Origin of the sequence: uncultured Stenotrophomonas sp., from assembly GCF_913778665.1 — a bacterium.
In the GTDB taxonomy this organism is placed as follows: domain Bacteria; phylum Pseudomonadota; class Gammaproteobacteria; order Xanthomonadales; family Xanthomonadaceae; genus Stenotrophomonas.
The window spans coordinates 82296-107701 of the sequence record NZ_CAJYVQ010000001.1 but is presented as its reverse complement, the minus strand read 5'-3'; the positions used below and the strand labels follow the sequence as shown (position 1 = coordinate 107701).

Below are 25406 nucleotides of genomic sequence, written 5' to 3'. Positions count from 1 at the left end.
GCGCCCGGCATGAAACACAAAGGACCACCGATGCAGACCGCCCCGCTGGATTTCCGCCTGGCCACCCGTGCTGACGAGGAGCTGCTGATCGCGTTGATGCGCGAGTTCTACGCCGAAGACAGGATCGACTTCGACGACGCGCGCGTGCGCCGCGGCGTGGATGCGCTGCTGGCCGACCCGCGCAACGGCGAAGTGCTGCTGTGGCTGGACGAGGCGGCTGAAGTAGTCGGCTATGCGGTGATCGCGATGGGTTTCAGCCTGGAACAGGGTGGCCATTTCATGCTGCTGGACGAGCTGTACCTGGCCCATCGTGCGCGCGGTCGTGGCCGCGGCAAGCAGGCACTGGCGATCTGCGAACAGCGTGCGCGCGGCCGTGGCGTCAGCCGCCTGCGCCTGGAAGTGAACCACCACAATGAACTGGCCCGTCGCCTGTACCTGGCCAGCGGTTACATCGATGACACCCGTGATCTGCTGACCCTGCCACTGGACCACCCGCGCCCGGAGGGCATGCTGTGAGCGAAGCCCTGCTGCGCGCGCTGCAGCAGCGTGCCGCGCTCAACGCGCTGCTGCGCCGTTTCTTCGCCGAACGCGACGTGCTGGAAGTGGAAACACCGATCCTGTCGGTGGCCGGCAACACCGAGCCGAACATCGACAGCTTCCATACCGAGTTCAGCGGCCACGTCGATGCTGGTGGCCGTCGCCGTTGGCTGCGCACCTCGCCGGAGTATCCGCTCAAGCGCTTGCTGGCGGCGGGCGTGGGCGATTGCTACGAACTGGGCCGGGTGTTCCGCAACGGCGAAGCCGGTGGCCGCCACAACCCCGAGTTCACCATGCTGGAGTGGTACCGCGTTGGTTGGGACCACCACCGGCTGGTGCAGGAAGCCGCCGAGCTGGTCGGCCAGGCGCTGGCGCTGGTCGGGCGCAGTGCCACCTTGCGCGTGCTGAGTTACCGCGAGCTTTTCCAGCAGGCTGTAGGCGTAGACCCGTTCGATGCCGATGAGGCGGCGTTGCGTGCCGCGCTCGGCGACGTGCATGTCGATCCGGTCGGCCTGACCCGCGACGACTGGCTGGACCTTCTGATGACCCACCGCATCCAGCCTGACTTCGATGACGCGGTGATGACCGTGGTGCATGACTGGCCCGCCAGCCAGGCCGCGCTGGCACGCATCCGCGCGGGCACCCCGCCGCTGGCCGAGCGTTTCGAGCTGTACCTGGGTGCGGTGGAACTGGCCAACGGCTATCACGAACTGAACGACGCCGGCGAACAGCGTGCGCGTTTCCAGCGTGACCTGCAGCGTCGCCACGAGCGCGGCCAGGTGCAGCCGGCACTGGACGAAGCGTTGCTGGCCGCATTGCCGTCGATGCCGGCCTGCGCTGGCGTGGCGGTGGGTGTGGATCGCCTGCTGATGGCGATGAATCGCACGCCACGCATCGCCGATGTGCTGGCGTACGACTTTGCCCATGCCTGATCTTCAGAGTTTTCTGAATATCGAAGACTGAACGGATTGCCGCGCCTGCGCGCTTGCTTCGGTAAGCAGGATGATGCTCTTATCACGGCAGATGCCGGACACTGGCACGCAGTTCATCCATTCCAGCTGGGGAAGGCTTTGGTCAAGTGGTTTGCGGTCGTTGCTGCACCGGTGTACTCCATCGCGCTCTGGGGTGCCTGGCTGCCGTCTACGGCGTCCGCCCAGCAGGCAGGCTATGACGGCGAAGTGGTGACCTGCGAGTCGCGTGACATGGGCTGGGTACACTGCGATATCGATGTCAGCAACGGCGTTGATCTGGTCCGCCAGCTGTCCAACAGCAGCTGCATCCGTGGCAGCGAATGGGGTACCGACCGCAGTGGCGTGTGGGTGACCCTCGGTTGCCGCGCCGAGTTCCGTGCCCGCCGTGCCGCCGGTGCGGCGCCGGCCGGCAACGAAGGCAAGCGTCTGGTCCGCCGCGTGGTGCGCTGCGAATCCAACGGTCGTCCGCAGAGCTGCCCGGTGCGCCTGGATGGTTCCCCGGTGCGCCTGCTGCGGCAGCTGTCGGCGCTGCCGTGCCGGGAAGGGCAGGGCTGGGGCTACAAGCGCAATGAGGTGTGGACCAGCCGCGGCTGCCAGGGTGACTTCGAAGTGGCGGACGACGAGGGGCGTTTCGTCGACGTGCCCCGCCGCCTGACCTGCGAATCCAAGTCGAAGAAGCGCCGTTTCTGTGGTGCCAGCATCTCGGTCGGCGCGGCCGTCTTCGAGCAGCTGTCCAGCACGCCGTGCGAAGAGGGCAGCACCTGGGGCTGGAGCCGCAACGGGGTCTGGGTGGACGGCGGCTGCCGCGCCGAATTCTCGGTGAATTGAGCCGCAGCGGACTGCAACCGCGCGGGGCGTGGCCCTACAATGGACACATGAACACTGCCTCCGATATCGATTACGCCCGCTACGACCACATCCGCCCGATCCTGTGGACCGGCGATGCCCTGCAACTGCTGGACCAGCGCAAGCTGCCGTTCGTGGTCGAGCATGTGGTCTGCCACGACAGTGACGAGGTCGCCGCGGCCATCCACGCACTGACTGTGCGCGGCGCACCGGCGATCGGCATCGCTGCGGCCTGGGGGGTGGTGCTGGCGGCGCGCGAGGTGCAGGCCGCCGATGGGGCACACGCACTGCAGCAGCTGGAGCCGGCGCTGCAGCGCCTGAACGCCTCGCGCCCGACCGCCGTGAACCTGGCCTGGGCCCTGGCCCGCATGCGCCGTTGCCTGAATGCTGCCGGCACTGACTGGAAGGCCGCGCTGGAAGCGGAGGCGCAGGCCATCGCCGAGGAAGACCTGGCCGCCAACCGTCACATGGGCGCGCTGGGGGCTGGCCTGATCGAGGCCGGCAGCGGCGTGCTGACCCATTGCAACACCGGCTCGCTGGCCACCGCCGGTTTCGGTACCGCGCTGGGCGTGATCCGTGCCGGCATGGCCCAGCACCGCATCGCCCGCGTGTTCGCCGGCGAGACCCGGCCATGGCTGCAGGGCGCGCGCCTGACCGTGTGGGAGCTGCAGCAGGATGGTATCGACGCCACCCTGATCGCCGACTCGGCCGCCTCGCACCTGATGAAGACCGGTGCCGTGCAGTGGGTGATCGTCGGTGCCGACCGCATCTGCGCCAACGGCGATACCGCCAACAAGATCGGCACCTACCAGCTGGCCATCGCCGCCCGCCACCACGGTGTGAAGTTCATGGTCGTGGCGCCGTCGTCGACGGTAGACATGGACACCGTCGACGGCAGCCAGATCGAGATCGAGCAGCGTGATCCGGGCGAGCTGTACGGCGTCGGCGGCACCCGCACCGTGGCCGAGGGCATTGCTGCCTGGAACCCGGTATTCGACGTGACCCCGGGCGAGCTGATCGACGCCATCGTGACCGAACGCGGCGTGATCCTGAACCCGACCACCGAAAACATGCGCGCCGCCTTCGGCGGTTGAGGCGGGACAGGGTCGAGGATGTCGGTAGAGCCGAGCCCATGCTCGGCCCCGCCGGGGAATCGGCTGCAGCCGAGCCAGGGCTCGGCTCCACAGTGGCGGCTGCCCCCCTAAGTTCCTGATTTGTGCCGGTAAAATCCCCGTAAAGGGAGGCGGAAAACGGCCTGTTGTGGTAGTATCCACAGGTTGAATCGAGGTTCCGGCACGACCCCCTCCCCGCAGAGGGCTGCGCCGGACTGGACCGCTACCAGACAACGGAACCCGAATGGCAGAAACCGCCAAGGAAATCATCCAGGTCAACCTGGAAGACGAGATGCGCAAGAGCTACCTCGATTACGCCATGAGCGTGATCGTGGGCCGCGCGCTCCCGGATGCGCGCGACGGCCTCAAGCCGGTGCATCGCCGCGTGCTGTTCGCGATGAATGAACTCAACGCGCACAGCAACAAGCCCTACTTCAAGTCGGCGCGTATCGTCGGTGACGTCATCGGTAAGTACCACCCGCATGGCGATCAGTCGGTGTACGACACGCTGGTGCGCCTGGCACAGCCGTTCTCGCTGCGCTACATGCTGGTCGATGGCCAGGGTAACTTCGGCTCGATCGATGGCGACTCCGCCGCAGCGATGCGATACACCGAAGCGCGCATGTCGCGCCTCGCGCATGAGCTGATGGCCGACATCGACAAGGAAACCGTCGATTTCCAGCCCAACTACGACGAGAAGGAACTGGAGCCGACGGTCATGCCGACGCGGTTCCCGAACCTGCTGGTCAATGGTTCGGCCGGTATCGCGGTGGGCATGGCGACCAACATCCCGCCGCACAACCTGAGCGAATCGATCAACGCCTGCATCGCGCTGATCGACAATCCGGAAATCGATGTCGACGGCCTGATGGAGTACATCCCGGGCCCGGATTTCCCGACCGCCGGCATCATCAATGGCACCGCCGGCATCGTCGCCGGCTACCGCACCGGCCGTGGCCGCGTGCGCATCCGTGCCAAGGCCGATATTGAAGTGGCCGACAACGGCCGCGAATCGATCATCGTCACTGAAATTCCTTACCAGGTGAACAAGGCGCGTCTGATCGAGAAGATCGCCGAGCTGGTGAAGGAAAAGAAGATCGAAGGCATCAGCGAGCTGCGCGATGAGTCCGACAAGGACGGCATGCGCATCTACATCGAGATCAAGCGTGGCGAATCTGCCGAGGTTGTACTGAACAACCTGTACCAGCAGACGCAGATGGAATCGGTGTTCGGCATCAACATGGTGGCGTTGGTTGACGGCCGCCCGCAGTTGATGAACCTCAAGCAGATGCTGGAGGCGTTCGTCCGCCACCGTCGCGAAGTGGTCACACGCCGCACCGTGTTCGAGCTGCGCAAGGCGCGCGCTCGTGCCCACGTGCTGGAAGGCCTGACCGTCGCGCTGGCCAACATCGACGAGATGATCGAACTGATCAAGACCTCGCCGAACCCGAACGAAGCCCGCGAGCGCATGCTGGCACGCGTGTGGGAGCCGGGCCTGGTCGGCGCGATGCTGGGTGCCGCCGGCGCCGAAGCCTCGCGCCCGGAAGACCTGCCCAAGGGCGTGGGCCTGGTCGAGGGCGGCTACCAGCTGACCGAGATCCAGGCCACCCAGATCCTGGAAATGCGCCTGCACCGCCTGACCGGGCTGGAGCAGGACCGCCTGACCGACGAGTACAAGCAGCTGCTGGAAGTGATCGCCGGGCTGATCCACATCCTGGAAGATCCCGACCGCCTGCTGCAGGTGATCCGCGAAGAGCTGGTCAGCGTCAAGGCCGAGTTCGGCGACGAACGTCGCACCGAGATCCGCCACAGCGAAGAAGACCTGGACATCCTCGACCTGATCGCGCCGGAAGACGTGGTGGTCACCGTGTCCCACGCTGGCTACGTCAAGCGCCAGCCGGTGAGCGTGTACCGCGCGCAGCGCCGTGGTGGCCGTGGCCGCAGTGCGGCGGCGACCAAGGAAGAGGATTTCATCGAACAGCTGTGGCTGGTCAACACGCATGACACGCTGTTGACCTTCACCAGTTCGGGCAAGGTGTTCTGGCTGCCGGTCTACCAGCTGCCCGAAGCCGGTTCCAATGCCCGAGGCCGTCCGATCATCAACTGGATTCCGCTGGAACCCGGTGAACGCGTGCAGGCCGTGCTGCCGGTGCGCGAGTACGCCGATGGTCAGTTCGTGTTCTTCGCCACGAAGAACGGTACGGTCAAGAAGACCCCGCTGGGCGAGTTCGCTTTCCGTCTGGCCCGCGGCAAGATCGCGATCAACCTCGACGAGGGCGATGCGCTGGTCGGCGTCGGCCTGACCGACGGTGAGCGCGACATCCTGCTGTTCGCTTCCAACGGCAAGACCGTGCGCTTCGGCGAGGACAAGGTCCGCTCGATGGGCCGCACCGCTACCGGCGTGCGCGGCATCAAGATGCCGGCCGGCGAGGAAGTGGTCAGCCTGATCGTGGCCGAAAGTGCCGGTGGCAACGAGGATGAGAACGAGGACGACAATGGTGTCGAGGAAACCGCGGCCAACGGCGATGCGGTGATCGACGGCGCCGACGACGCCAGCGTGCAGTACATCCTGACCGCCACCGAAAACGGCTATGGCAAGCGCACCCCGCTGCCGGATTACCCGCGCAAGGGCCGTGGCACCCAGGGCGTGATCGGCATCCAGACCACCGAGCGCAACGGCAAGCTGGTCGCCGCGGTGCTGATGGGGTCGGATGACGAAGTGCTGCTGATCTCCGACGGCGGCACCCTGGTGCGTACCCGTGGCTCGGAAATCAGCCGCGTCGGCCGCAACACCCAGGGTGTCACCCTGATCCGCCTGTCCAAGGACGAGAAGCTGCAAGCGGTGGAACGCATGGATGCCTCCATCGAAGAGGGCGAGGACGAGGTGGCAGCTGCCGCCCCGGCCGCGGTCGAAGGCGCACCGGCTGCGGCCAGCAGCGAGGACGCCGGGCAGGAGTGATCCTGCCGCGATCAGAGGTACCCGACGACGCCGGCCCCGTGCCGGCGTCGTCGTTTCTGCGGGTCATCCGATCGCGGCGGTAGAGTCGACTGTTGGCCGACTGCTCTGCACATGACGATGAAAAGCCCGCGCTGCGCGCGATAGTCGACTAACAGTCGACTCTGCCCAGTCGACAATTCCCCAGTCGACGATCGCTCCGTCAGTTCCACCCGGAAAATACGCGCGCGCTTCACATATGCGGTGGGATAAGGGCGCATGCTGCCCCCGGAGATTGTCGATGTCCGCCTCGCCGCAGTCCGCGCCAGCTCCCGCCCGTCTCCCACGCCACCCGCTCGTCACCGTGCTGTCGGCGCTGCTGGTGGTGCTGGGCCTGGTCATCAGCGGGCTCGGCGCGTGGCTGCTCAGCCTGGGAGGTTCGGCCTACTACGTCGTCGCTGGGTTCGGCCTGCTGGCCAGCGGCATTCTGCTGTTCGGCAACCGTCGCAGTGGCGCGCTGCTGTATGCGCTGGTGTTCCTCGGCACATTGCTGTGGACCTGGTGGGAGTCGGGCAGCGACTACTGGCGCTGGGTGCCTCGGCTGGGGCTGGTGACCGCGCTGGGCATCGTGCTGGCGCTGCTGGCGCCGACCCTGCAGGCGCCGTTATCCAGGCGTCTGTCGCGCAGCGTTGCTGGCGTGCTGATGCTGGTGTTCGTGGCGGCGTTCGGCCTGGCCTTCGCACCGCATGGCGAAGTGGACGGGCACCAACCCTTCCCCGAAGGCGCGGTCAGTGCCGGCCTGGAGCCTACCCGCGATACCACCGGCCTGCAGCCGGCCGACCAGCCTGCCGACGGCGACTGGCCTGCGTGGGGCCGCAGCAACGCGGCCACCCGCTATTCGCCGTTGCAGCAGATCACCCCGGCCAACGTCGGCACCCTGCAGCTGGCCTGGCAGTTCCGTACGGGTGACCTGCCGCACAAGCGCTGGGGTGCGGAGACCACGCCGCTGAAGATCGGCGAGCGCCTGTACCTGTGCACGGCACGCAACCGCCTGATCGCACTCGACGCGCGCACCGGCGAGGAGCTGTGGCGGTTCGATCCGAAGGTCAAGGATGCGTCGATTCCGTACACCGCCGCCTGCCGCGGCGTGAGCTACTACGAGCAGCCCAGCGTGCCGACCATCGCCGATGCGGCGCTGGCCGATGCCGCCGCCGATCTGGCGCTGCCCGAGCCGCCGCCCACGGTCACCCGCAGCGCCGCTCCGGGCAACCGGCCAGCCTGTTGGGCACGCATCATCGAAGGCACGCTGGACGGCCGCATCATTGCGGTGGATGCCGACAGCGGCCGCCCCTGCGCCAACTTCGGCAACAACGGCCAGGTCGACATCACCCTGGGCATGGGCGATGTGCCGCCAGGCTATGTCTCGATCACCTCGCCCCCGGCGATCGTGCGTGGCGTGATCGTCACCGGCCACCAGGTGCTGGACGGCCAGCGCCGTGATGCGCCGTCGGGGGTGATCCAGGCTTACGACGCGGTCACCGGCAAGCTGCGTTGGGCCTGGGACATGGACCAGCCCGAGCGCAGTGGGCTGCCGCCGCGCGAACAGACCTACACGCGTGGCACGCCGAACATGTGGGCCACTGCCACCGGCGATGAAGCACTGGGCCTGGTCTACCTGCCACTGGGCAATTCCGCCGGCGATTACTGGAGCGGCTCGCGCACCGAAAACCAGAACCGCTATTCGACCTCGCTGGTAGCGATCGACGTGGCCACCGGCAAACCGGTCTGGCATTTCCAGGCCGTGCGCAAGGATGTTTGGGATTACGACCTGGGTTCACAGGCCAGCCTGATTGACTACCCGACCGCGGCGGGCAAGGTACCGGCGATCCTGCTGCCGACCAAGCAGGGCGACCTGTACATTCTCGACCGCCGCAACGGCCAGCTGCTGAGTGCGGCCGAAGAGCGCGAGGTGCCGGTCGGTGGCGTCGAGCCCGGGCAGCGCTCGCCCACCCAGCTGTTCTCGCTGTACCACACGTTGCGCCGCGAGCATGACCTGACCGAGCGCGACATGTGGGGCCTGACCCCGATCGACCAGCTGGTCTGCCGCATCCAGTTCCGCAAGGCCTACTACGAAGGCTTCTACACGCCGCCGAGCAGTGACCGCCACTCCATCGAATACCCCGGCTACAACGGCGGCTCGGACTGGGGCAGCGTGTCCATCGATACGCGCCGTGGCGTGATCGTGGCCAACTACAACGACATGCCGAACTACAACCGGCTGGTGCCGCGTGCTGAAGCCGATCGGTTGGGCTGGCTGCCGCGCGAGAAGATCCGGGCGGACAGGGGCGCGGGTGAAGGCGCCGGTGATCCCCAGGTGGGTACGCCGTATGGCATCCAGGTCAATGCCGGCTGGCGGCTGCCGTTCACCGGCCTGCTGTGCAAGCAGCCACCCTACGGCGGCATCCGCGCCATCGACCTGCGCACCGGCAAGCTGCTGTGGGACCGCCCGTTTGGTAGTGCACGCGGCAACGGACCATTCGGCATCCGCTCAGGCCTGCCCATCGAGATCGGCACACCGAACAATGGCGGTTCTGTGGTGACCGCCAGCGGCCTGATCTTCATTGCCGCCGCCACCGATGATCTGCTGCGCGCGATTGATCTGAAGACCGGCAGGGAGCTGTGGCACGCCAAGCTGCCGGCGGGCGGGCAGGCCAACCCGATGGTGTACGAACAGGGCGGCCGCCAGTACGTGGTGATCGTTGCGGCCGGGCACCACTTCATGGAGACGCCGAAGGGTGATTACGTGATGGCCTACGCGCTGCCGAAATGACGGGGGTAGAGTCGACCGTTGGTCGACTATCGCGCGCAGCGCGGGGTTTCAGCGGGTCGCGAAGGGCAGTCGACCAACGGTCGACTCTACCCCGCCGTGGCATTGGGCTAGGATGGCGCCACGCCTCGTCTGCGAAGGAATCGCCATGTTCGTGCGCTGTCTTTCTGCCCGCCCATTGCTATGGGCCTTGTTGATGCTGTTGTGCATGGGCGCTGCGCAGGCTGCGCCGCCCGCTCCTGAGGCGCGACGCGCGGCTGATGACTGGCTGGCTGCGTTCAATGCCGGCAGCCTTGAGCAATTGCAGGCCTTCGCCGAACGTTACGCCAAGAAGGAAGGCAGCACTCCGCAGGACTATCTGGAGTTCCGCGCGTCGACCGGCGCGCTGAAGGTGCTGGAGGTGCGTGAGAGCACGCCATTGCAGGCGAAGCTGCTGGTGCTGGCGCAGCAGACCGAGCGTGCAATGCTGGTGACCGCGGAAATGGACCCGGCCCATCCGGAACATCTGAAGCTGTTCCAGCTGGAAGGCATGCCCACGCCGGAAAAATACCAGCCCGCACGCGTCGCCTTGCCGCAGCTGATGGCTGACGCCCGCGCAAAGCTCGACGCCTTGGCCGCTGAGGATGCGCTGTCGGGTAGCGTGCGGGTGGCGCAGAACGGGCGCGTGCTGCTGGACTGGCACGCAGGCCTGGCAAACCGCAGCGCGAACGAAGCGGTCGATGCAGGGACGCAGTTCCGCCTGGCGTCGTCCAACAAGATGTTCACCTCGGTGGCCATCCTGCAGCTGGTACAGGCCGGCGAGCTGGGGCTGGACGATACGATCGGCAAGCACCTGCCCGACTACCCGAACAAGGCGGTCGCCGCTGAGGTGACCGTGCGCCAGTTGTTGACCCACACCAGCGGCCTTGGCGATTTTTTCGGCGATGATTTCGACCAGTATTCGGCGTCGCTGAAGACGCTGGATGACTACGTGCAACGCTTCGCCAAGGATGCACCGCAGTTCACGCCCGGCAGCCAGGACAGCTACTCCAACTATGGCTTCATCGTGCTTGGGCGCATCATCGAGGCCGTTTCAGGGCAGTCGTACTATGCCTATGTGGAACAGCACATCCTGCGACCGGCGGGGATGACCGGCACCGGCTTCGAACCAGAAACGGTGAAGGTGCCTCAGCGTGCCGTCGCCTACACGAAGACGAACGGGCGATGGACGCGTGAAACGAAGTCGCTGCCTTGGCGCGGCATGTCCGCTGGCGGTGGTTACAGCACGGCCACCGACATGCTGAGGTTCGCCGAGGCGTTGCGCGGCGGACAGCTGGTCTCGCCGGCACTGCTGCAGCAGGCCACCACGGCGCAGAACCACAAGCGCTGGTATGGCTTTGGCTTCGTGGTGCAGGGCGAGGGCAGGGAACACCAGTACGGCCACGAAGGCGGTGCGCCGGGGTCGAACAGCGCCATCGTGGTGATGCCCGCGCAGGGTTATGTGATCGTTGGCTTGGCCAATGTTGATCCGGACGCGATCGGCAACGTGGTCAACTACATCGCGCGGCGGTTGCCGTTGCAGTGAGCGTGGGGCCGATGGATGTAGAGTCGATCGTTGGTCGAATAGCGCGCGAAGCGCGGGCGCTTCGATCTTTCCGCGAACGGCAGTCGACTAATAGTCGACTCTACCCAGCCGACGTCACCCGGTCGCGGCCGGCACCCGCACCATCTTCGTCATCAGATGCTCCACCACACCGGCCGGATTGGCGGTGCGGCCCACATGCGTGCTCGACATCTGCACGATCGAGCTGCGCTTGGCCGTGAGGAAGTGGAAGCGCGCGCGCGCGGGCAGCTGCGCAATCGGTCCGGCCGTGGCGTCACCGCGGCAGATCGCCACGATCGCATCCAGCCACGGCTGCAATGCCTCCTGGTCCAGCGCCGGCGCGAATGCGCGCAGGCGTGCCGGATCGATCTCGATGGCTGCTTCGAGGTGCCGTGCACCGGGACAGGACACGATCACCCCGACATTGATGAACTCTTCGCGTTCCACCCGCGGTACCACGCGGATGACCGCATAGTCATACGTGTGCAGCGTGGGCACGGATGGCCTCCTGCACGAACACCGCACGCACCTTCAGGCGGTGCTTGAGATAGTCGATGTAGCCCTGCCGATAGGCCTGCGGGCTGTCGAACGCCGGCTCGCCCACCAGCCAGCTGTCCGGCACCAGGCCGACGATGCGCTCGATCTCGGCATCGGTCAGGCGTGCAGCCAGTTCCGCATCCACCTCGGCGATGCGGCTGGCGAAAGACAGCAGTACATGGTCGCGGATCAGCACGAACGGCCTCTCGCAGGCATCGCCGGCGTTGGCCCAGTCGTGGTGGAAATACATCGCCGCACCGTGGTCGATCAGGTACAGCTGGCGGTGCCACACCATCAGGTTGGGATTGCGCGTGGTGCGATCGACATTGCTGGTGAACGCATCGAACCAGACGATGCGCGATGCCAGGTCGGCGTCCACCGGCATCGCGGCGGGGTCGTAATTGATCGCACCCGGCAGGTAGTCCAGGCCCAGGTTCAGGCCCTCGCTGGCACGGATCAGCTCCTGGATCTCCGGGTCCGGCTCGGTGCGGGCGAACTCACGGTCCAGTTCGACGAACAGGATTTCCGGAATCGGCAGGCCCAGCGTGCGCGCCATCTCGCCGGCGATCAGCTCGGCGATCAACGCCTTCGGGCCTTGGCCGGCGCCACGGAATTTCAGCACGGCCATGCCGTCGTCGTCGGTCTCGACCACCGCAGGCAGGGAGCCACCTTCCCGCAGCGGGGTGATGTAGCGGAGGGCATGGACGGTGCGCATGCGTGCATTCTAGCGTGGCGTCACGGCAGACGCGCCGTGGCGGCGCGGGCGCCAACTTAATGAACGGGTACCGCCCGAATCGCCTCGTACAGGCCGGCCGCAATCTTCACTTGTTCCTTCCGCGCGCAGTGGCAGCATTCGTTCCAACGGAGCAACACACCCGCGTGTGACCTTCAACAGGAGGCCGTCATGCCGCTAGAGTGCAGCTGTCACGCTTCACCGTGTATGCAACGCAACGCGTGGTGTTGACCCTGGCCTGACACGGTCACGCCATCGGCAAGGATGGCGGTCCCCGCCGTTCCAGACACCGTTCATGCATCGAGACTCACGCGTTGCCCGCCGGGTCCTGCGATCCAGCTGGTCGCGCCCCGAGATGAACCCCTGCGTTGCCGTCGGCATCGGCAACGCGGACGGCCGCCGGATCCACAATGTCCCCAGAGGCTTTGGAGGTGCACCGATGAGCGACGAATTCAATCCCATGCTGCCCCCCCTGGACGATGCCAAGGCCGAGGAAATGATCGGCAAGGTCGTGCTGGTCGGTGTCACCCGCTATGGCGGCGACGGCCAGGTTCAGGGGCTTGAGCAGTACGCTGGCACCGTGCTGCGCATCAGTGCCTACGAAGGTGTGGTGCTGGCCGACGAAGACGACGGCCATGAGCGCTACCTGCCGCCGATGCTCGACCAGTACCAGCGCGCCGAGCCCGGCGAGTACCGCATGCGCAACAGCGGCATGATCGTGGTCGACCCCGATTACCTCACCGCCTGGGATCTGCATGCCCAGCAGTGACGGCAGGCCACGCCTGGCAGAGGCCGGCACACCGTCGGTCTATCCGGGCGTGCGCACTTTGCCCCATCCGGCCACTAGCCCTTCCGGCCCATTCACGACAACCCCTGCGGTGCTAGATTCGGGCTCTTGCCCGGTCCCGGGCTCCCATTCACACCCCAGGGGATAAGGATGCTCATCCGTCGAACCTCTCTGGCGGCGGCCGTTGCCGTCGCCACCTTCGGCCTGTTGGCCGCTGGCCCGGCGCTTGCCGATTACGCGAAGCCGCCGGAACACCTGCTCAAGGTGCTGAAGGCACCGCCGCCGCCGACGCCGAACGTGGCCCCGGGCGGGCAGCGCCTGCTGCTGACCACCGCGCAGACGTATCCTTCGATCAGCCGGGTCGCGCAGCCCTACCTCAAACTGGCCGGCGTGCGCCTGGAGCCGAAGAACCGCAGCCGTCATGACACCCCGGGTGGCTACGGCATCCCCGCCTGCGTGGCCGACTTCACCCTGGTGGATATCGCCAGCGCCAGGCAGACCAAGGTCAACCTGCCGCAGGGCTGCGCCACGGGCGCGCTGTGGTCGGCCGATGGCAGCCATTTCGCCTTCCAGAATGCGGTCGATACCAGCGTGCAGCTGTGGGTGGGCGACGCCGCCACCGGGCAGGTAAAGCAGATCCCGAACGTGCAGTTGAACCCGATCTTCGGCAACACCGTGCAGTGGCTGGGCGGCAGCCAGAACCTGCTGGTGAAGCTGGTGCCGGCCAACCAGGGCCCGGCGCCGTCCGACGGTGGCGTGCCGACCGGCCCGGATGCACAGGAGTCGCTGGGCAGCAGCGGCGAAAGCAGCACCTACGAAGCACGCGACACGCTGACCAGCGTGCACGACGAGAAGCTGTTCGCCTATTACGGTGCCTCGCAGCTGGCCGTGGTCGATACTGCCGCCGGCAGCGTGCGCTCGGTCGGGCAGCCGGCGCTGTTCAACGAGGTCAGCGCCGCGCCCGATGGCGTGCACGTGCTGACCGAGTCGATCAAGGCGCCGTATTCGCATGCGGTGACCTACCAGCGCTTCGCCAACGACGTGGCCGTGCTGGATATCGCCAGCGGCAAGTCCACGCCGATCGCCAGCCTGCCGCTGGCCGACCGCGTGCCGGTGCACGGCGTGCCGGAAGGCCCGCGTGGTTTCGACTGGCGTGCCACCGATCCGGCCACCCTGGTCTATGCCGAAGCGCTGGACAAGGGCGACTGGAAGGTCAACGTGCCGCACCGCGACCGCGTGCTGATGCTGAAGGCACCGTTCAACGGCAAGGCGACCGAAATCACCCGCACCGCGCAGCGCTTCGAAGGCTTCGCGTGGACCGCCGATCCTGCCGTGGCGTTCCAGTACGAGAACGACGAGAACCGCCACTGGATGCAGACCCGCATCGTCGATGTGGACCAGCCGAAGAAGGAAGGCCGCCTGCTGTGGGACATGTCCAGCGATGAGCTGTACGGTAACCCTGGCAACCTGGTCTTCACCCGCCTGCCGAATGGCGCGCAGGTCGTGCGTCAGGATGGAAACCACGTGTTTCTCAGCGGCCGTGGTGCCTCGCCGCAGGGTGACCGTCCGTTCCTGGACCGCCTCGACCTGGGCACGCTGAAGAGCGAGCGCCTGTTCCGCAGCAGTGCCGATGCCTACGAACAGTTCCTCGGTTTCAGCAACACGCCGGGGCGCTACCTGACCTGGCACCAGTCGGTGATCGATCCGCCGAATGCCTTCGTCCGCCAGCAGGGTGAGGCGGTGGCCGACGCGAAGGCCGGCGAGGCGCAGTTCGCATCCAGCGCCACCGCGCTGACCCGGCTGGTCGACCCGACGCCGGAAGTGCGCCAGATCAAGAAACAGCTGGTGACCTACAAGCGTGCCGACGGCGTGGATTTGTCGTTCACCCTGTACACGCCGCCCGGCTACAAGGAAGGCCAGCGCGTGCCGGCAATCCTGTACGCGTATCCGGCCGACTTCGCCAACGCGGCACAGGCGGGCCAGGTGTCCGGTTCGCAGCAGACCTTTACCCGTCTGCAGCCGTACCGCCTGATGCTGCTGGCCGGTTACGCGATCATCGACAACGCCTCGTTCCCGATCGTGGGCGACCCGAAGAACGCCTACGACACCTACCTGGAGCAGCTGGAAGCCGACGCCAAGGCGGCGGTGGACAAGGCGGTGGACATGGGCGTGGTCGATCGCAACCGCATTGGCGTGACCGGTCACAGCCATGGCGGCCTGATGACCGCCAACCTGATTGCCCACACCAACCTGTTCAAGGCCGGCGTGGCGACCAGTGGCTCGTACAACAAGACCTTCACCCCATTCGGCTTCCAGAACGAGCGCCGCTCGGTGTGGCAGGCGCAGGACGTGTACCTGAAGGCGTCGCCGTTCTTCTATGCCGACAAGATCAAGCTGCCGCTGCTGCTGGTCCACGGTGAGGACGATGCCAATCCGGGCACCGAGCCGTTCCAGTCGCGCAAGCTGTACCAGGCGATCCGCGGCAACGGCGGTACCACCCGCCTGGTGATGCTGCCGAACGAGCCGCACTGGTACACCGCGCTGGAATCGAACGAGCAGCTGGTGGCGGAAATGCTGAACTGGTTCGACACGTATGTGAAGAACGCCAAGTAAGGGAACAGGAAGGCCACCTCCGGGTGGCCTTCCTGCATCCTGCTGCAGCACCGAGCCCACGCTCGGCTGCCCGTCGGCCTGCAAACAGCCGCAAGTGCTCTGCAATCAACTGTGGAGACTCGGTAACGACGTGTTACCGGCACATTCGCATGGCATGCAAATGGTCTAGGCTGAACCTGTAAGTCCGTCCCGGGTCGGTGCAATGAAAGCCATCCTTCTTGCTGCAACGTTGTCGTTGTTCCTGGTCTCAACTGCAGGTGCGCAGCCACTGCCCACCGAGCTGGTGCAGCTGGGGATCATCGCCGGCATGCCCTACGCCAAGGCCAAGCGCCTGCTGGATGCCGCAGGCTGGCGGGCTGAACCTGCGCAGGGCGCGCCAGAATCGCTGGACGGCTTTCCGGAAGTTGGATGCCAGAAGGACGGAAAGCAGTGTGCGACGACCTTCGAAAAGGACGGTCAACAGATCGCGGTGCGGCTGGGCACTACCCTGGCAGGGCAGCCGTTCGTGCAGAGCGCTGACTGAGTACCCGCCCTCACGCCAGCGGCAGACGGTCCTGTGCGTGCGCCAGCCGGTCGTGCAGTTCGCGCACGTGCTCGGCCTTGGCATGGATGCGCGTGGTATCACCGAAACTGCGCAGGTAGGCGCACGCGGCGAAGCCGGCACTCTTCTTTTCGTAGTCGGCAATCCAGGCCAGTCGATCCGGGTTGTTGGCCTGCTCGGCTGACCACGCCGCCACCGGCGGACGGATGCGGTACCTCAGGCCAACACGCCAGGGCTTCGGTGTCAGACGCGCACGGAAGCAGTGCTGCAACCGGCACATGCGCGCGTACAGGGCGTCGGTGCCCAGTGCCTTGAAAAACGCCTGCAGCTGCTCGTCCTCGGGCGAAAACGTGGCATGCATGGCCAGTACGCGCAGTCCGGCCGGCGTGCGGTAGGCGCGCAGATGCCAGTCCGGATGCCGTTCGCTGAAGGCCGCGACCCGCTGCATGGCCACGCCTTCGGCGCCACCGGCCGCGGCCAGGCGCCGCTTGCGCTGCATCAGCATCGCGGTGTTGACCAGCACTACCGCTGCCACCCCCAGTACCAGTCCCGCCAGCCAGTGCCAGAGCAGGGTGCCGATGATGGCGCCGGCGAACAGCAGTACTGCTGCGACGATTGCAGGCATCACGCAACCTGCCGGTGGCTGCGCGTGGTCGATGTCGGCGAACAGTACATCCGGGCTGTTCAGGCACAGCGCGCCATAACTGTTGCGGGTGATGATGACGTCGCCATCGCGCTGCACGATCTGCTCACGGATCGGCACGCCTTCTACGCCGTAGTTGCTGCGCGCCTCGCGACGCGGCAGCGCCTGCCCGGCTACGATGGCATTGAGGGCCTCGTTGGCGCGGGCATCGGCATGCGCCTGCGCCTCAGTGGGGCCTTCGTCGGACCAGCCGAAGCGGCGCACGACCAGCGCACGGCCACGGAAGCGGGCCTGCACGCGGGCTTCGGCCCAGTACGCGGGAACGATCATCATCGTGCGGTGCTCCATCTTCCATGGCAGGTGCCGAAGCGAGTCTGGCACAGCGCCGGGGTCGCCGCATCCGCCCGCTGCGGCGGGCCGGGCAGAGTGGTAAATTGCGCGCCTTGCATGCACACCACCAAGGACGGAGCGATGTACATGATCCTGCGCCGCCTGCTGGCCCTGGCCTGTGCCTGGGCGGTAGGCGCGGCCACGGCGGCTGCACCGGCGGGGCCGCAGATCCTCACCGAGGATGTCGGTCGTTTCTATGCGATTTTCGACAGCGCGGGCGGCAAGCCCAGCGTTGCCCAGTTGCGCGGCTACCTGGCCGAGGGCTCGAGCGGCCTGGACGAGCTGGCCAAGGCGCGCCGGGTCACCGCAGAGCGCATCGCCGAATCCATCGCCCACCAGCCCGAGCTGTATGCGCAGGGACGAAACTGCCTGGCCGAGCTGCCGGCGGTGAAGCAGCGCTTGGTGCAGGTGTTCGCCAACCTGCAGGCCATCTACCCGCAGACCACATTCCCTCCGGTGACCATCGCCGTGGGCCGCGGCCGGCCGGTCGGGTTGACCTCGAAGAGCGGGGTGATCATCGGCCTGGAAGCGCTGTGTGCAGCCGACTTCATGAATGCCAACGTGCAGGATCGTTTCGTGCACGTGATCGCGCACGAGTACGTGCACATCCAGCAGGCTGGCCTGATCGATTTCGAACCGGGTGACCCGCGCGCGACGGTGCTGCGCATTTCGCTGGGCGAAGGGATTGCCGAGTTCATCACCGAACTGATCTCCGGCAACGTTGGCAATGCGCGCCACGCCGCGTGGACGCGCGGTCGTGAAGTGCATATCGAAAGCGCATTCGCACTCGACCTGGACAGCACCGATCTGTCGCCCTGGCTGTACAACTACTCGCCCGGTTCGCAGGAGCCTTACGACCTGGGTTACTGGGTGGGCTACCGCATTGCCAAGGCCTACTACCTGCAGGCCAAGGACAAGCGGGAGGCGGTGCGTGCGCTGATCCAGCAGGACAACCCGAAGACCATCCTGGCCGCCAGTGGCTGGACGCCGGGCATGTGGATGCCGGCGCAGGTGACCGGCGTGGCGGCGCGCTCGGCGTCGCGATGAAGCGGACGCAGCGCGCTAGACTGTGGGCCTGGCCTTCTGGAGAACCCGCATGCGTGGACCCGTGCTGCTTGCCGGTGCCATCACCGTTGCCATGGCGCTGAGCGGCCCGCTGAAGGCGGCCGAGCCTGAGGCGGTCAATCCGCTGCTGCTGAAGCCGGTCGAACAGCTGCGCCCGGACGAGGTGCGCTTCATGCAGCAGCAGCTTGCTGATTGGCCGCAGCTGCAGCGCTATCGCGCCGCCAATGCTGCGCTGCCCGCCGCTGTGCCCGGGCAGCCGCGCGTGGTGTTCTACGGCGACTCCATCACCGAAGGCTGGGGCAGTGAAGGCGGCGCCTTGTTCTTTCCCGGCAAGGGCTGGCTCAACCGCGGTATCAGTGGACAGACCACGGCGCAGATGCTGCTGCGTTTCCCACAGGACGTGCTGGCGCTGAAACCACGGGTGGTGGTGATCCTGGCCGGCACCAACGACCTTGCCGGCAATACCGGTCCCTCCACGCAGGCGATGATCGAAGACAACCTGCATGCGATGGTGGATCTGGCGCGGGCGCACGGCATTGGCGTGGTGCTGGCGTCGGTGTTGCCGGTCAGCGATTATCCGTGGATGCCGGGCATCACGCCGGCGCCCAAAGTGCGTGCCTTGAATGAGGCATTGAAGCGCTACGCCGAGGCGAAGGCGCTGGTCTATCTGGATTACTACACGCCGATGGCCAATGCGGCCGGCGGCCTCGATCCGCAGCTGGCCGAGGACGGTGTGCATCCCACAGCGCAGGGCTATGCGCAGATGGCGCCGTTGGCAGAAGCGGCCGTCAGCCGCGCACTGAAACAGCAGTAGCGCTGGCGGGCAGGCTGGCCTGCAACCACTCGCAGAAGCCGATCACCAGCGGCTCGGCGGCGCTGTCCTCATGCACCAGCCAGCTCCAGCGCGGGCCGCGTACGCGTGCACCGTCCAGCGCTTGCAGCAGGCGCTGTGCGCAGGCGTCGGCGGCCAGCAGCTCGCTGACCAGGGCGATGCCCAGGCCCTGGCAGGCGGCATCCAGCAACTGCCCGGGCTCGGAGAAGTTCATGCCGTCCCGTCGCTGGCCAACGTCCGCGCCGCCCTGCACCTGCCATTGGCTCCAGTCCATTTCGCGCTCGCCATGCAGCGTCATGCGCTCGTGCGCGGGCGTGGCCAGCAGCGTTGGATGGCAGGCCGGGTAGAGGCGGTCCTGCAGCAGCACGCGGTGCTGGCAGTGCGCCTGCGCGTCGAGGTCGTCGCGTACCGCCACGTCCAGCGTCTGCGTGGTCATGTCCGGCGCGTCCTCGCTGATCAGCAGCCACAGGTCGGCACCGGGATGCAGGCGATGGAACTGTGCCAGGCGCGGCACCAGCCAGTGGCGGGCAAAGGCCGGGCTGGTGTTGACGATCAATTGATTGGGCTTTCGGTACTGATCAAGCCGGCGGATGCCACTGGCCAGCTGCCGCAGCAGGGACTGGGTGGTTTCCAGCAGGTCGATACCGGCGTCGGTGAGGGTGACGCTGCGGCCCTGCCGGAAGAACAACGGCTGCTGCAACGAAGCCTCCAGGCCACGGATCTGCTGGCTGATGGCCGATTGGGTCAGGTGCAGTTCCTCAGCCGCGCGGTGGAAGCTGCCCAGCCGCGCGGCGGCCTCGAAACCACGCAGGGCGTTCAGCGAGGGCCAGTGCTTGAGCATGTCAGATAAGAGGAACTATTCAATTGATGCCTGAATCTATCGTTTGTCCTTATCGATCAGCAAGCGCAGCATGGTTCTACCCCCTCGCTGGGTCTGGAGCCCGTCATGCATACCCGTCGTCACTTCCTCACCCAGCTGGCGGGCGCAGCCGGCCTCGGTGGCCTGGCCGCCCTCGGCCTGGCCGGTCTGCCGGGGCGCACATCTGCGGCGGTGCCGGCCGCGGGCGCCTGGCGCATGCCCGACGAGCACGGACCACAGGAGCGCGTGTTCCTGGCCTTCGCTGCGCAGCCGCGGGTGTGGGGGGCGCAGGCCGATGCAGTAAACAGCGCCGTGGCCCGGCTCGCGCGCACCATCGCCCGCCACCAGCCGGTCAGCGTGCTGTGCCGCCCGGCACAGCGGAAGCTGGCGCAGGATCGCTGTGGCCGCGACAACATTGAGTTCCTGGAGGTGCCGCTGGATGACATCTGGGTGCGCGACTACGGCGGCTGCTTCGTCACCGACGGCCAGGGCGGGTTGGGCCTGGTCGATTTCAATTTCAACGGCTGGGGTGGCAAGCAGAGTGCGCGCAATGATGGCGTGGTGGCGCCGTGGCTGGCGCAGGTGACCGGCGCAACGCTGCTGGAAAGTGATCTGGCCGGCGAGGGCGGCGGCATCGAAGTGGACGGCCATGGCACCGCCATCCTCACCGAGAGCTGCTGGGTGAACCGCAATCGCAATCCGGACTTGTCGCGCGCGGATATCGAGGCCGAGCTGAAGCATCATCTGGGCCTGCGCAAGGTGATCTGGCTGCCCGGCATCGCCGGCGAGGACATCACCGACGCACACGTGGACTTCTATGCGCGCTTCGTGCGTCCGGGCGTGGTGATCGCCAACCTCGACAATGATCCGGCGTCCTACGACTACGACCTGACCCGCGAGCACCTGGAGATTCTGCGTGGGGCCAGCGATGCCGATGGCCGGCGCCTGCAGGTGCACACGCTGCCGCCGCCACTGGACGGCCGTGACAACGTGCATACCCGCGACAACGATGACCTGGCGATGGGTTACATCAACTATCTGTCGATCAACGGCGCGGTGGTCGCGCCGCAGTTCGGTGACGATACCGCCGATGGTTACTGCCGCGAGCTGCTGGAAGACCTGTACCCGGGCCGGGTGATCGAGCAGGTGGACATCGATGCGATCGCCGGCGGCGGTGGCGGCATCCATTGCGTGACCAAGAACATGCCCAGGGTCTGATGCGGCTCAGGCGTCATCCCGCTTCAGCGCCGCATCCGCTGCCAGCAGCGCTTCGGCGGCGGCGCTGAGCGGCGGTGACGGCGGCGCGACCACGCCGATGGCTTCCATCATCTTCGGCATGCCGAGGAATTGGCGCGCGCGGCGGTCGTAGATGCCGGTGACCAGCAGCGCGCGGGTGGCGATCTTCTGCTCGGGGCCGATCAGCACGCGCTGCTCCATGATGCCGCGCGAGCCGACCCAGCCGACCAGGCGGGTTTCCAGGGTGAAGCGCTGGAACGGCTTCAGTTCGCGGCGGAACTGGATGGTGCCGGCGCCGACGATCGGCGCCCACTTCTCGCGCAGCGCCACCCGGCCCAGGCCCATGCGCAGGATCAGGTCCAGCCGGCCCAGGTCGAAGATGTTCCAGTAGCGGCCGTTGGTCATGTGCAGGTTGCTGTCCAGGTCGTTGGGCAGCACCCGGAACTGCAGCCGCGAGACCCCGAACGGGGCCTCCAGCTTCGGCCGGAACAGGCTGCACAGCAGCAGATGGAGCAGGCGGAACCAGAGATTCATGGTTATGACGACTGTTATAGGATCGCCGGTACGCTAATCTATGACGACTGTCCTGGCAAGGAGACTGCCGTGAGCCCCCGATCCTCTGATGCGCCTCAACGCGTGATCGACGCTGCGGCACAGATGCTTGCGCGTGTCGGGCTCAACGCCACCAGCATCCGCGAGGTGACCAAGCTGGCCGAAGCGCCATTGGGCTCGACCTACCACCACTTTCCCGGTGGCAAGCAGGAACTGCTGGCGCGTGCCACGCATATGGCCGGTGACAAGGTCGAAGCGCTGCTGGTGGAGCTGCTGGCGGGTGGTGCGGTGCAGGGCCTGCAGCAGTTCCTGGCGCTGTGGCGCGAACGCCTGCTGCGCTCGGGCTTCCGCGCCGGCTGCCCGGTGCTGGCCGCTGCCGTGGAGGAGCCGGTGGACGCAGCATCCAGCCAGCCGCGCGTCGCCGCCGCGGACGTGTTCGTGCGTTGGCAGGGCCATCTGGCCGCCGCCTTCGTCGCCGAAGGGCACGCCCCCGCGACCGCGTCGGGACTGGCCAGCCTGGTGATCGCCAGTGTGGAAGGTGCGGTGGCGATGAGCCGCGCGCTGCAGGACATCTCCCCGTTCGACCAGGTGGCCGCGCAGTTGTTGAAGGCCGCCGCGCCACCCTGATCCGGCCCTATCAGGTAGATCCACGCCACGCGTGGATGAGCGCGCGGGTCCAGCTGCTGCCGGGTTGATGATGCTGTGCGCGCTCTGGACGCGGCGCCGCGTAGCGGTAGAATCCGGCCATCACCGCTTACGCGTGCCCGGCAAGGATGTCCGCATGCTGTATCAGGTTGTCGAGATCGCTGGCCACGCTGTCACCTGTTCCCGGAGGAGCGCATGAAGCGTTCCCGCCACTTTTCCAGCAGCCCGCTCAAACTGCCGACCAGCCGTGGCAGCGAAGTGGTGCGCGCGCGGCAGCACCTGCAGCAGCGCGGCTGGCCGCGATTGCAGATGGCGCTGATCGTCGCCCTGACCGGTGCGGCCGGCTTCCTTGCCTCGCACCTGCTGCGCGTGGCCGGTATCGACGCGATGCTGCTTCGCTACCCGATGGCCGTAGTGCTGGCCTACGGCGTATTCCTGCTGCTGATGTGGATCTGGATCCGCTGGCGCTGGGACAATGTGCTGGATGGCTTGTCGCCGGATGTGGGCGGTGGCAGCCCATCACCTCGCGGAAGTGCCGTGGAATCACCGTGGAGCGGCGCGGGGGGGCGCTCCGGCGGTGGCGGTGCATCGACGTCGTGGAGTGATTCGGCATCGCCGAGCGGCGCGGAGGTGAGTGAGTTGCCACTGGCTGGATTGGCTGAAGACGAAGCGGGCCTGCCGTTGCTGGCCATCCTCGGCATCGTCGCGCTGGTGGCGACCGTCGTGCTGGCCAGCGTATGGGTGGTGTGGTCGGCGCCGGTGCTGATGGCCGAGCTGCTGGTGGACGCAGCCATCGCCGGTGGCCTGTACCGGCGCATGCAGGGCATGCAGGAGCAGGGCTGGTGGCGGGTGTGCGTGACGCACACGATCTGGCCGCTGCTCGGCCTGCTGTTGTTCTTTGCGATCGTGGGCTGGCTGGCCCAGCAGCTGGTACCGGGCGCGGCCAGCCTGCTGGAGGTCTTCCGGGGGGTGTGACCGTGCCGTGGCTCGACTCAATCGAAGCGCCAGCGCACACCCACATAGACGCCACGCCCTTCGCCCGGCGTCGAGCGCGCCACATCCTTGCCCGCATCGTCATAGCCCGGCGTGACCGTGGCGGCGTAGTGGCGGTTGCCGATGTTGCGCATCTCCGCCCAGGCCTGCCAGCGGCCACCGGGTGCCTCGTAGCCGATGCGGCTGCCGAAGATCACGTGGCTGTCGGCCCAGTAGCTGTTGGCGTAGTCCACTGCGATGCGCGAGGCGTATTCGGTGTTCAGCGCAGCATAGAGGCCGGAGGCGTGATCGAAGCGCAGCTCGGCCTGGTAGCTGTGGCGCGGCAGGCCCGGCAGGCGGTTGCTGCCGAAGCGCGCGTCGTGGCGGTAACGGAAATCACTGAAGGTGTACGCCTGGCGCAAGGACAGTCGCCCCGGCGCGGCCTGCCACAGCGTGCTGTCCAATCCGGCTTCGATGCCACGGTGCACGGTGGGGCTGGCATTGTTCTCGGCGATGAACAGGTTCGGTACCGGTTGCAGCTCCACGCTCAGCAGCTCGTGGTTGACGTGCGCGTAGTAGCCGGTCAGTTCCCAGCGACCCAGCGCCGCGTCACCGCGCGCGCCCAGTTCCAGCGTGGTGGCCGCCTGGTTCTGCATCGGCACCGGCGCGCGCTGGCGGCCGGTGGACGGGCCATTGCCCGGCCCGAAGTACTGGTTCGAGCCCCAGATCATCGACCACGGGTGCGGCGCCTCCACCGAGCGGCTGAGGTTGCCGAACCACTGGGTCTGGACGCTGTGCTGCCAAGTGAAGCCCAGTCGCGGTGCGTAGTCCCAGTCGTGGTCGCGCAGGCGGCCGCCGCTGCTCGGCCAGGTTACCTGCACGTCGCGACGGGTGTTGATCAGTGCCAGCCCGGTCTGCATGCGCAGGCGATCATTGAAGGTGAGGGTATTGCTGACGTGCAGCGTGCTGTCGGTGCCGTGGTGGCGGAAGTCACGCGTGCGCGTACCGGCGGCATAGCCGTTGCTGGCAAAGCGCAGCGACTCGCGCGCATCGGCGTCCAGATCGTGGGTAACGCGCAGGCCAACCGTGGTTTCGCTGTCCAGGCCGAACAGCCGGTGGCGGCGGCGGTAGTCCAGCGTGGCGTTGAGGTTGGCGTAGTCCAGCTGCTGCCGGTACAGGCTCTCGTTCAAGTCCATCGGGTACGTGTGATAGACCAGCCCGGCCTGCAGCGACGAATCCTCGTCGATCTGCAGCGCGGTGACATTGCCCACCCAGGTGCTGCCCGGCTGTGGGCGACGGGCATCGATGGCCAGGTTGGCCGTGTTCGCCGCGTGCGGATCGTTGCGGATCTGGTCGCGGGTCAGGCGCCCGGGTGTTTCGTGATTGGTTTCGCGATAGCGCACGAAGAAGCGTGTCTGCAGGTCGGGCGTGATCTGCCATCCGACGTTCGCCATCGCGCCCTTGCCGTCGCCGCGCGCGTGGCGCTGGTAACCGTCGAATTCGGTATCGGTGTAGGCCAGGAAGTAATCGACATCGCCGCTGACGCCGCCCCAGCTGAGGGCGCGCTTCTGGTAGCCACGGCTGCCGGCTTCGTAGTGCAGTTGCACGCCGGCCGAATCACGGCCGCTGCGACTGACGTAGTCGATGGCACCGCCCAGCGCCAGCGCGCCGCGCTCGAAGCCGTTGGCGCCGCGCAGGACTTCCACGCGCGACAGCCACAGCGGTTCCAGCAGTTCATAGGGCGTGCCACCGGGACCGGTCAGTGGCAGACCGTCGATCGAAACTGCAATACCGGAGGCATGCGCGCCCGGGCCCCGGTTGATGCCCGAGCCACGGATCGAGACCTTGGTGCCCTCATTCCCCGGCGACTGCGCGCTGATGCCGGGCTGGTAGGCCAGCACATCGGCGGTGCTGGACAGGCGACTGTCGGCCTTGGCGACGTCGATGACATTGCCGCCGCCGGGTACGCGCTTGAGCGCCTCGCGGGCCTGCGCGCTGGCATCGGCGGCGGTGACCTGCACCGCATCCAGCGTGGTGGCCTGGGGGGCCGCGGCGGCGGCGGAGGCAAGGCAGAGGGAGACGGCCAGGAACAGCAGCGACGGGGTGGGGCGGTAAGACGAGAGCGACATGCGGACAGGCTGTAAACCACGAAAGTGGCGCGCAAGTTAACAGGTCGCGGACAATACGTCAC

General features: G+C 66.9%; 21 protein-coding genes. 15 read left to right on the top strand and 6 right to left on the bottom strand.

Going from position 1 to position 25406, the window contains the following annotated elements; translation table 11 throughout:
* Window positions 1-30: 30 nt before the first annotated feature.
* The 7 genes from QZ853_RS00550 (at window position 31) to QZ853_RS00520 (ending at window position 10792) form a co-directional block, all read left to right on the top strand.
* Complete coding sequence (locus QZ853_RS00550; RefSeq protein ID WP_295569890.1) at window positions 31-516, top strand: GNAT family N-acetyltransferase; 486 nt, start codon at window positions 31-33, stop codon at window positions 514-516.
* Window positions 513-1469 carry an EF-P lysine aminoacylase EpmA gene (gene epmA, locus QZ853_RS00545; protein WP_295569888.1) on the top strand — a complete coding sequence of 319 codons (957 nt, stop codon included), beginning with the start codon at window positions 513-515 and terminating at the stop codon, window positions 1467-1469. Before QZ853_RS00550 ends, epmA begins: the two co-directional genes overlap by 4 nt.
* Window positions 1470-1607: 138 nt before the next feature.
* Window positions 1608-2336 (top strand): DUF3011 domain-containing protein, encoded by a 729-nt coding sequence (locus QZ853_RS00540; protein WP_295569886.1) that lies wholly within the window; start codon window positions 1608-1610, stop codon window positions 2334-2336.
* Window positions 2337-2383: 47 nt separating this feature from the next.
* Window positions 2384-3448, top strand: a complete 1065-nt coding sequence (mtnA, locus tag QZ853_RS00535) for an S-methyl-5-thioribose-1-phosphate isomerase (protein WP_295569884.1) — start codon at window positions 2384-2386, stop codon at window positions 3446-3448.
* Window positions 3449-3710: 262 nt separating this feature from the next.
* Complete coding sequence (gyrA, locus tag QZ853_RS00530; RefSeq protein ID WP_295569882.1) at window positions 3711-6425, top strand: DNA gyrase subunit A; 2715 nt, start codon at window positions 3711-3713, stop codon at window positions 6423-6425.
* Between the two features lie 277 nt (window positions 6426-6702).
* Window positions 6703-9231, top strand: coding sequence for a membrane-bound PQQ-dependent dehydrogenase, glucose/quinate/shikimate family (locus QZ853_RS00525; protein ID WP_295569880.1), 2529 nt, complete (start codon window positions 6703-6705; stop codon window positions 9229-9231).
* A gap of 205 nt (window positions 9232-9436) precedes the next feature.
* Window positions 9437-10792, top strand: coding sequence for a serine hydrolase domain-containing protein (locus tag QZ853_RS00520; protein ID WP_295569879.1), 1356 nt, complete (start codon window positions 9437-9439; stop codon window positions 10790-10792).
* 114 nt (window positions 10793-10906) lie between these two features.
* Here QZ853_RS00520 and QZ853_RS00515 read toward each other — a convergent pair whose 3' ends face one another.
* Window positions 10907-11308 (bottom strand): DUF3037 domain-containing protein, encoded by a 402-nt coding sequence (locus QZ853_RS00515; RefSeq protein ID WP_295569877.1) that lies wholly within the window; start codon window positions 11306-11308, stop codon window positions 10907-10909.
* Window positions 11286-12062, bottom strand: coding sequence for a HipA family kinase (locus QZ853_RS00510; RefSeq protein ID WP_295569875.1), 777 nt, complete (start codon window positions 12060-12062; stop codon window positions 11286-11288). Before QZ853_RS00510 ends, QZ853_RS00515 begins: the two co-directional genes overlap by 23 nt.
* Before the next feature lie 457 nt (window positions 12063-12519).
* Between QZ853_RS00510 and QZ853_RS00505 the strand changes: the two genes are divergently transcribed.
* The 3 genes from QZ853_RS00505 (at window position 12520) to QZ853_RS00495 (ending at window position 16003) form a co-directional block, all read left to right on the top strand.
* The gene (locus tag QZ853_RS00505; protein WP_295569873.1) at window positions 12520-12849 is read left to right on the top strand and encodes a hypothetical protein; all 330 of its coding nucleotides are present in this window, start codon (window positions 12520-12522) and stop codon (window positions 12847-12849) included.
* 168 nt (window positions 12850-13017) lie between these two features.
* Window positions 13018-15480, top strand: a complete 2463-nt coding sequence (locus tag QZ853_RS00500; protein WP_295569871.1) for a prolyl oligopeptidase family serine peptidase — start codon at window positions 13018-13020, stop codon at window positions 15478-15480.
* 202 nt (window positions 15481-15682) lie between these two features.
* Window positions 15683-16003, top strand: a complete 321-nt coding sequence (locus tag QZ853_RS00495) for a hypothetical protein (protein ID WP_295569870.1) — start codon at window positions 15683-15685, stop codon at window positions 16001-16003.
* A gap of 10 nt (window positions 16004-16013) precedes the next feature.
* Here the strand turns inward: QZ853_RS00495 and QZ853_RS00490 are convergent, their stop codons facing one another.
* Window positions 16014-16997: a hypothetical protein gene (locus QZ853_RS00490; RefSeq protein ID WP_295569868.1), complete on the bottom strand. Its 984-nt coding sequence runs from the start codon at window positions 16995-16997 to the stop codon at window positions 16014-16016.
* Window positions 16998-17135: 138 nt separating this feature from the next.
* Here QZ853_RS00490 and QZ853_RS00485 point away from each other — a divergent pair, with 138 nt between their 5' ends.
* Both QZ853_RS00485 and QZ853_RS00480 read left to right on the top strand, forming a co-directional pair.
* Window positions 17136-18101, top strand: a complete 966-nt coding sequence (locus QZ853_RS00485) for a DUF2268 domain-containing putative Zn-dependent protease (RefSeq protein WP_295569955.1) — start codon at window positions 17136-17138, stop codon at window positions 18099-18101.
* 49 nt (window positions 18102-18150) lie between these two features.
* Window positions 18151-18933 (top strand): SGNH/GDSL hydrolase family protein, encoded by a 783-nt coding sequence (locus tag QZ853_RS00480; RefSeq protein ID WP_295569867.1) that lies wholly within the window; start codon window positions 18151-18153, stop codon window positions 18931-18933.
* On the opposite strand, the gene QZ853_RS00475 is transcribed toward QZ853_RS00480, so the two are convergent.
* Complete coding sequence (locus QZ853_RS00475) at window positions 18908-19792, bottom strand: LysR family transcriptional regulator (RefSeq protein WP_295569866.1); 885 nt, start codon at window positions 19790-19792, stop codon at window positions 18908-18910. The two genes, QZ853_RS00480 and QZ853_RS00475, sit on opposite strands and share 26 nt — an antisense overlap.
* A 105-nt stretch (window positions 19793-19897) precedes the next feature.
* Between QZ853_RS00475 and QZ853_RS00470 the strand changes: the two genes are divergently transcribed.
* Window positions 19898-21028, top strand: coding sequence for an agmatine deiminase family protein (locus tag QZ853_RS00470; protein WP_295569864.1), 1131 nt, complete (start codon window positions 19898-19900; stop codon window positions 21026-21028).
* 6 nt (window positions 21029-21034) lie between these two features.
* Here the strand turns inward: QZ853_RS00470 and QZ853_RS00465 are convergent, their stop codons facing one another.
* Window positions 21035-21580 carry a thioesterase family protein gene (locus QZ853_RS00465; RefSeq protein ID WP_295569862.1) on the bottom strand — a complete coding sequence of 182 codons (546 nt, stop codon included), beginning with the start codon at window positions 21578-21580 and terminating at the stop codon, window positions 21035-21037.
* A 69-nt stretch (window positions 21581-21649) separates the two neighbouring features.
* Here QZ853_RS00465 and QZ853_RS00460 point away from each other — a divergent pair, with 69 nt between their 5' ends.
* The gene (locus QZ853_RS00460; RefSeq protein WP_295569860.1) at window positions 21650-22225 is read left to right on the top strand and encodes a TetR/AcrR family transcriptional regulator; all 576 of its coding nucleotides are present in this window, start codon (window positions 21650-21652) and stop codon (window positions 22223-22225) included.
* Between the two features lie 213 nt (window positions 22226-22438).
* Window positions 22439-23218: a hypothetical protein gene (locus tag QZ853_RS00455; protein WP_295569858.1), complete on the top strand. Its 780-nt coding sequence runs from the start codon at window positions 22439-22441 to the stop codon at window positions 23216-23218.
* Window positions 23219-23235: 17 nt separating this feature from the next.
* Here the strand turns inward: QZ853_RS00455 and QZ853_RS00450 are convergent, their stop codons facing one another.
* The gene (locus QZ853_RS00450; RefSeq protein ID WP_295569856.1) at window positions 23236-25344 is read right to left on the bottom strand and encodes a TonB-dependent receptor; all 2109 of its coding nucleotides are present in this window, start codon (window positions 25342-25344) and stop codon (window positions 23236-23238) included.
* Window positions 25345-25406: the final 62 nt, after the last annotated feature.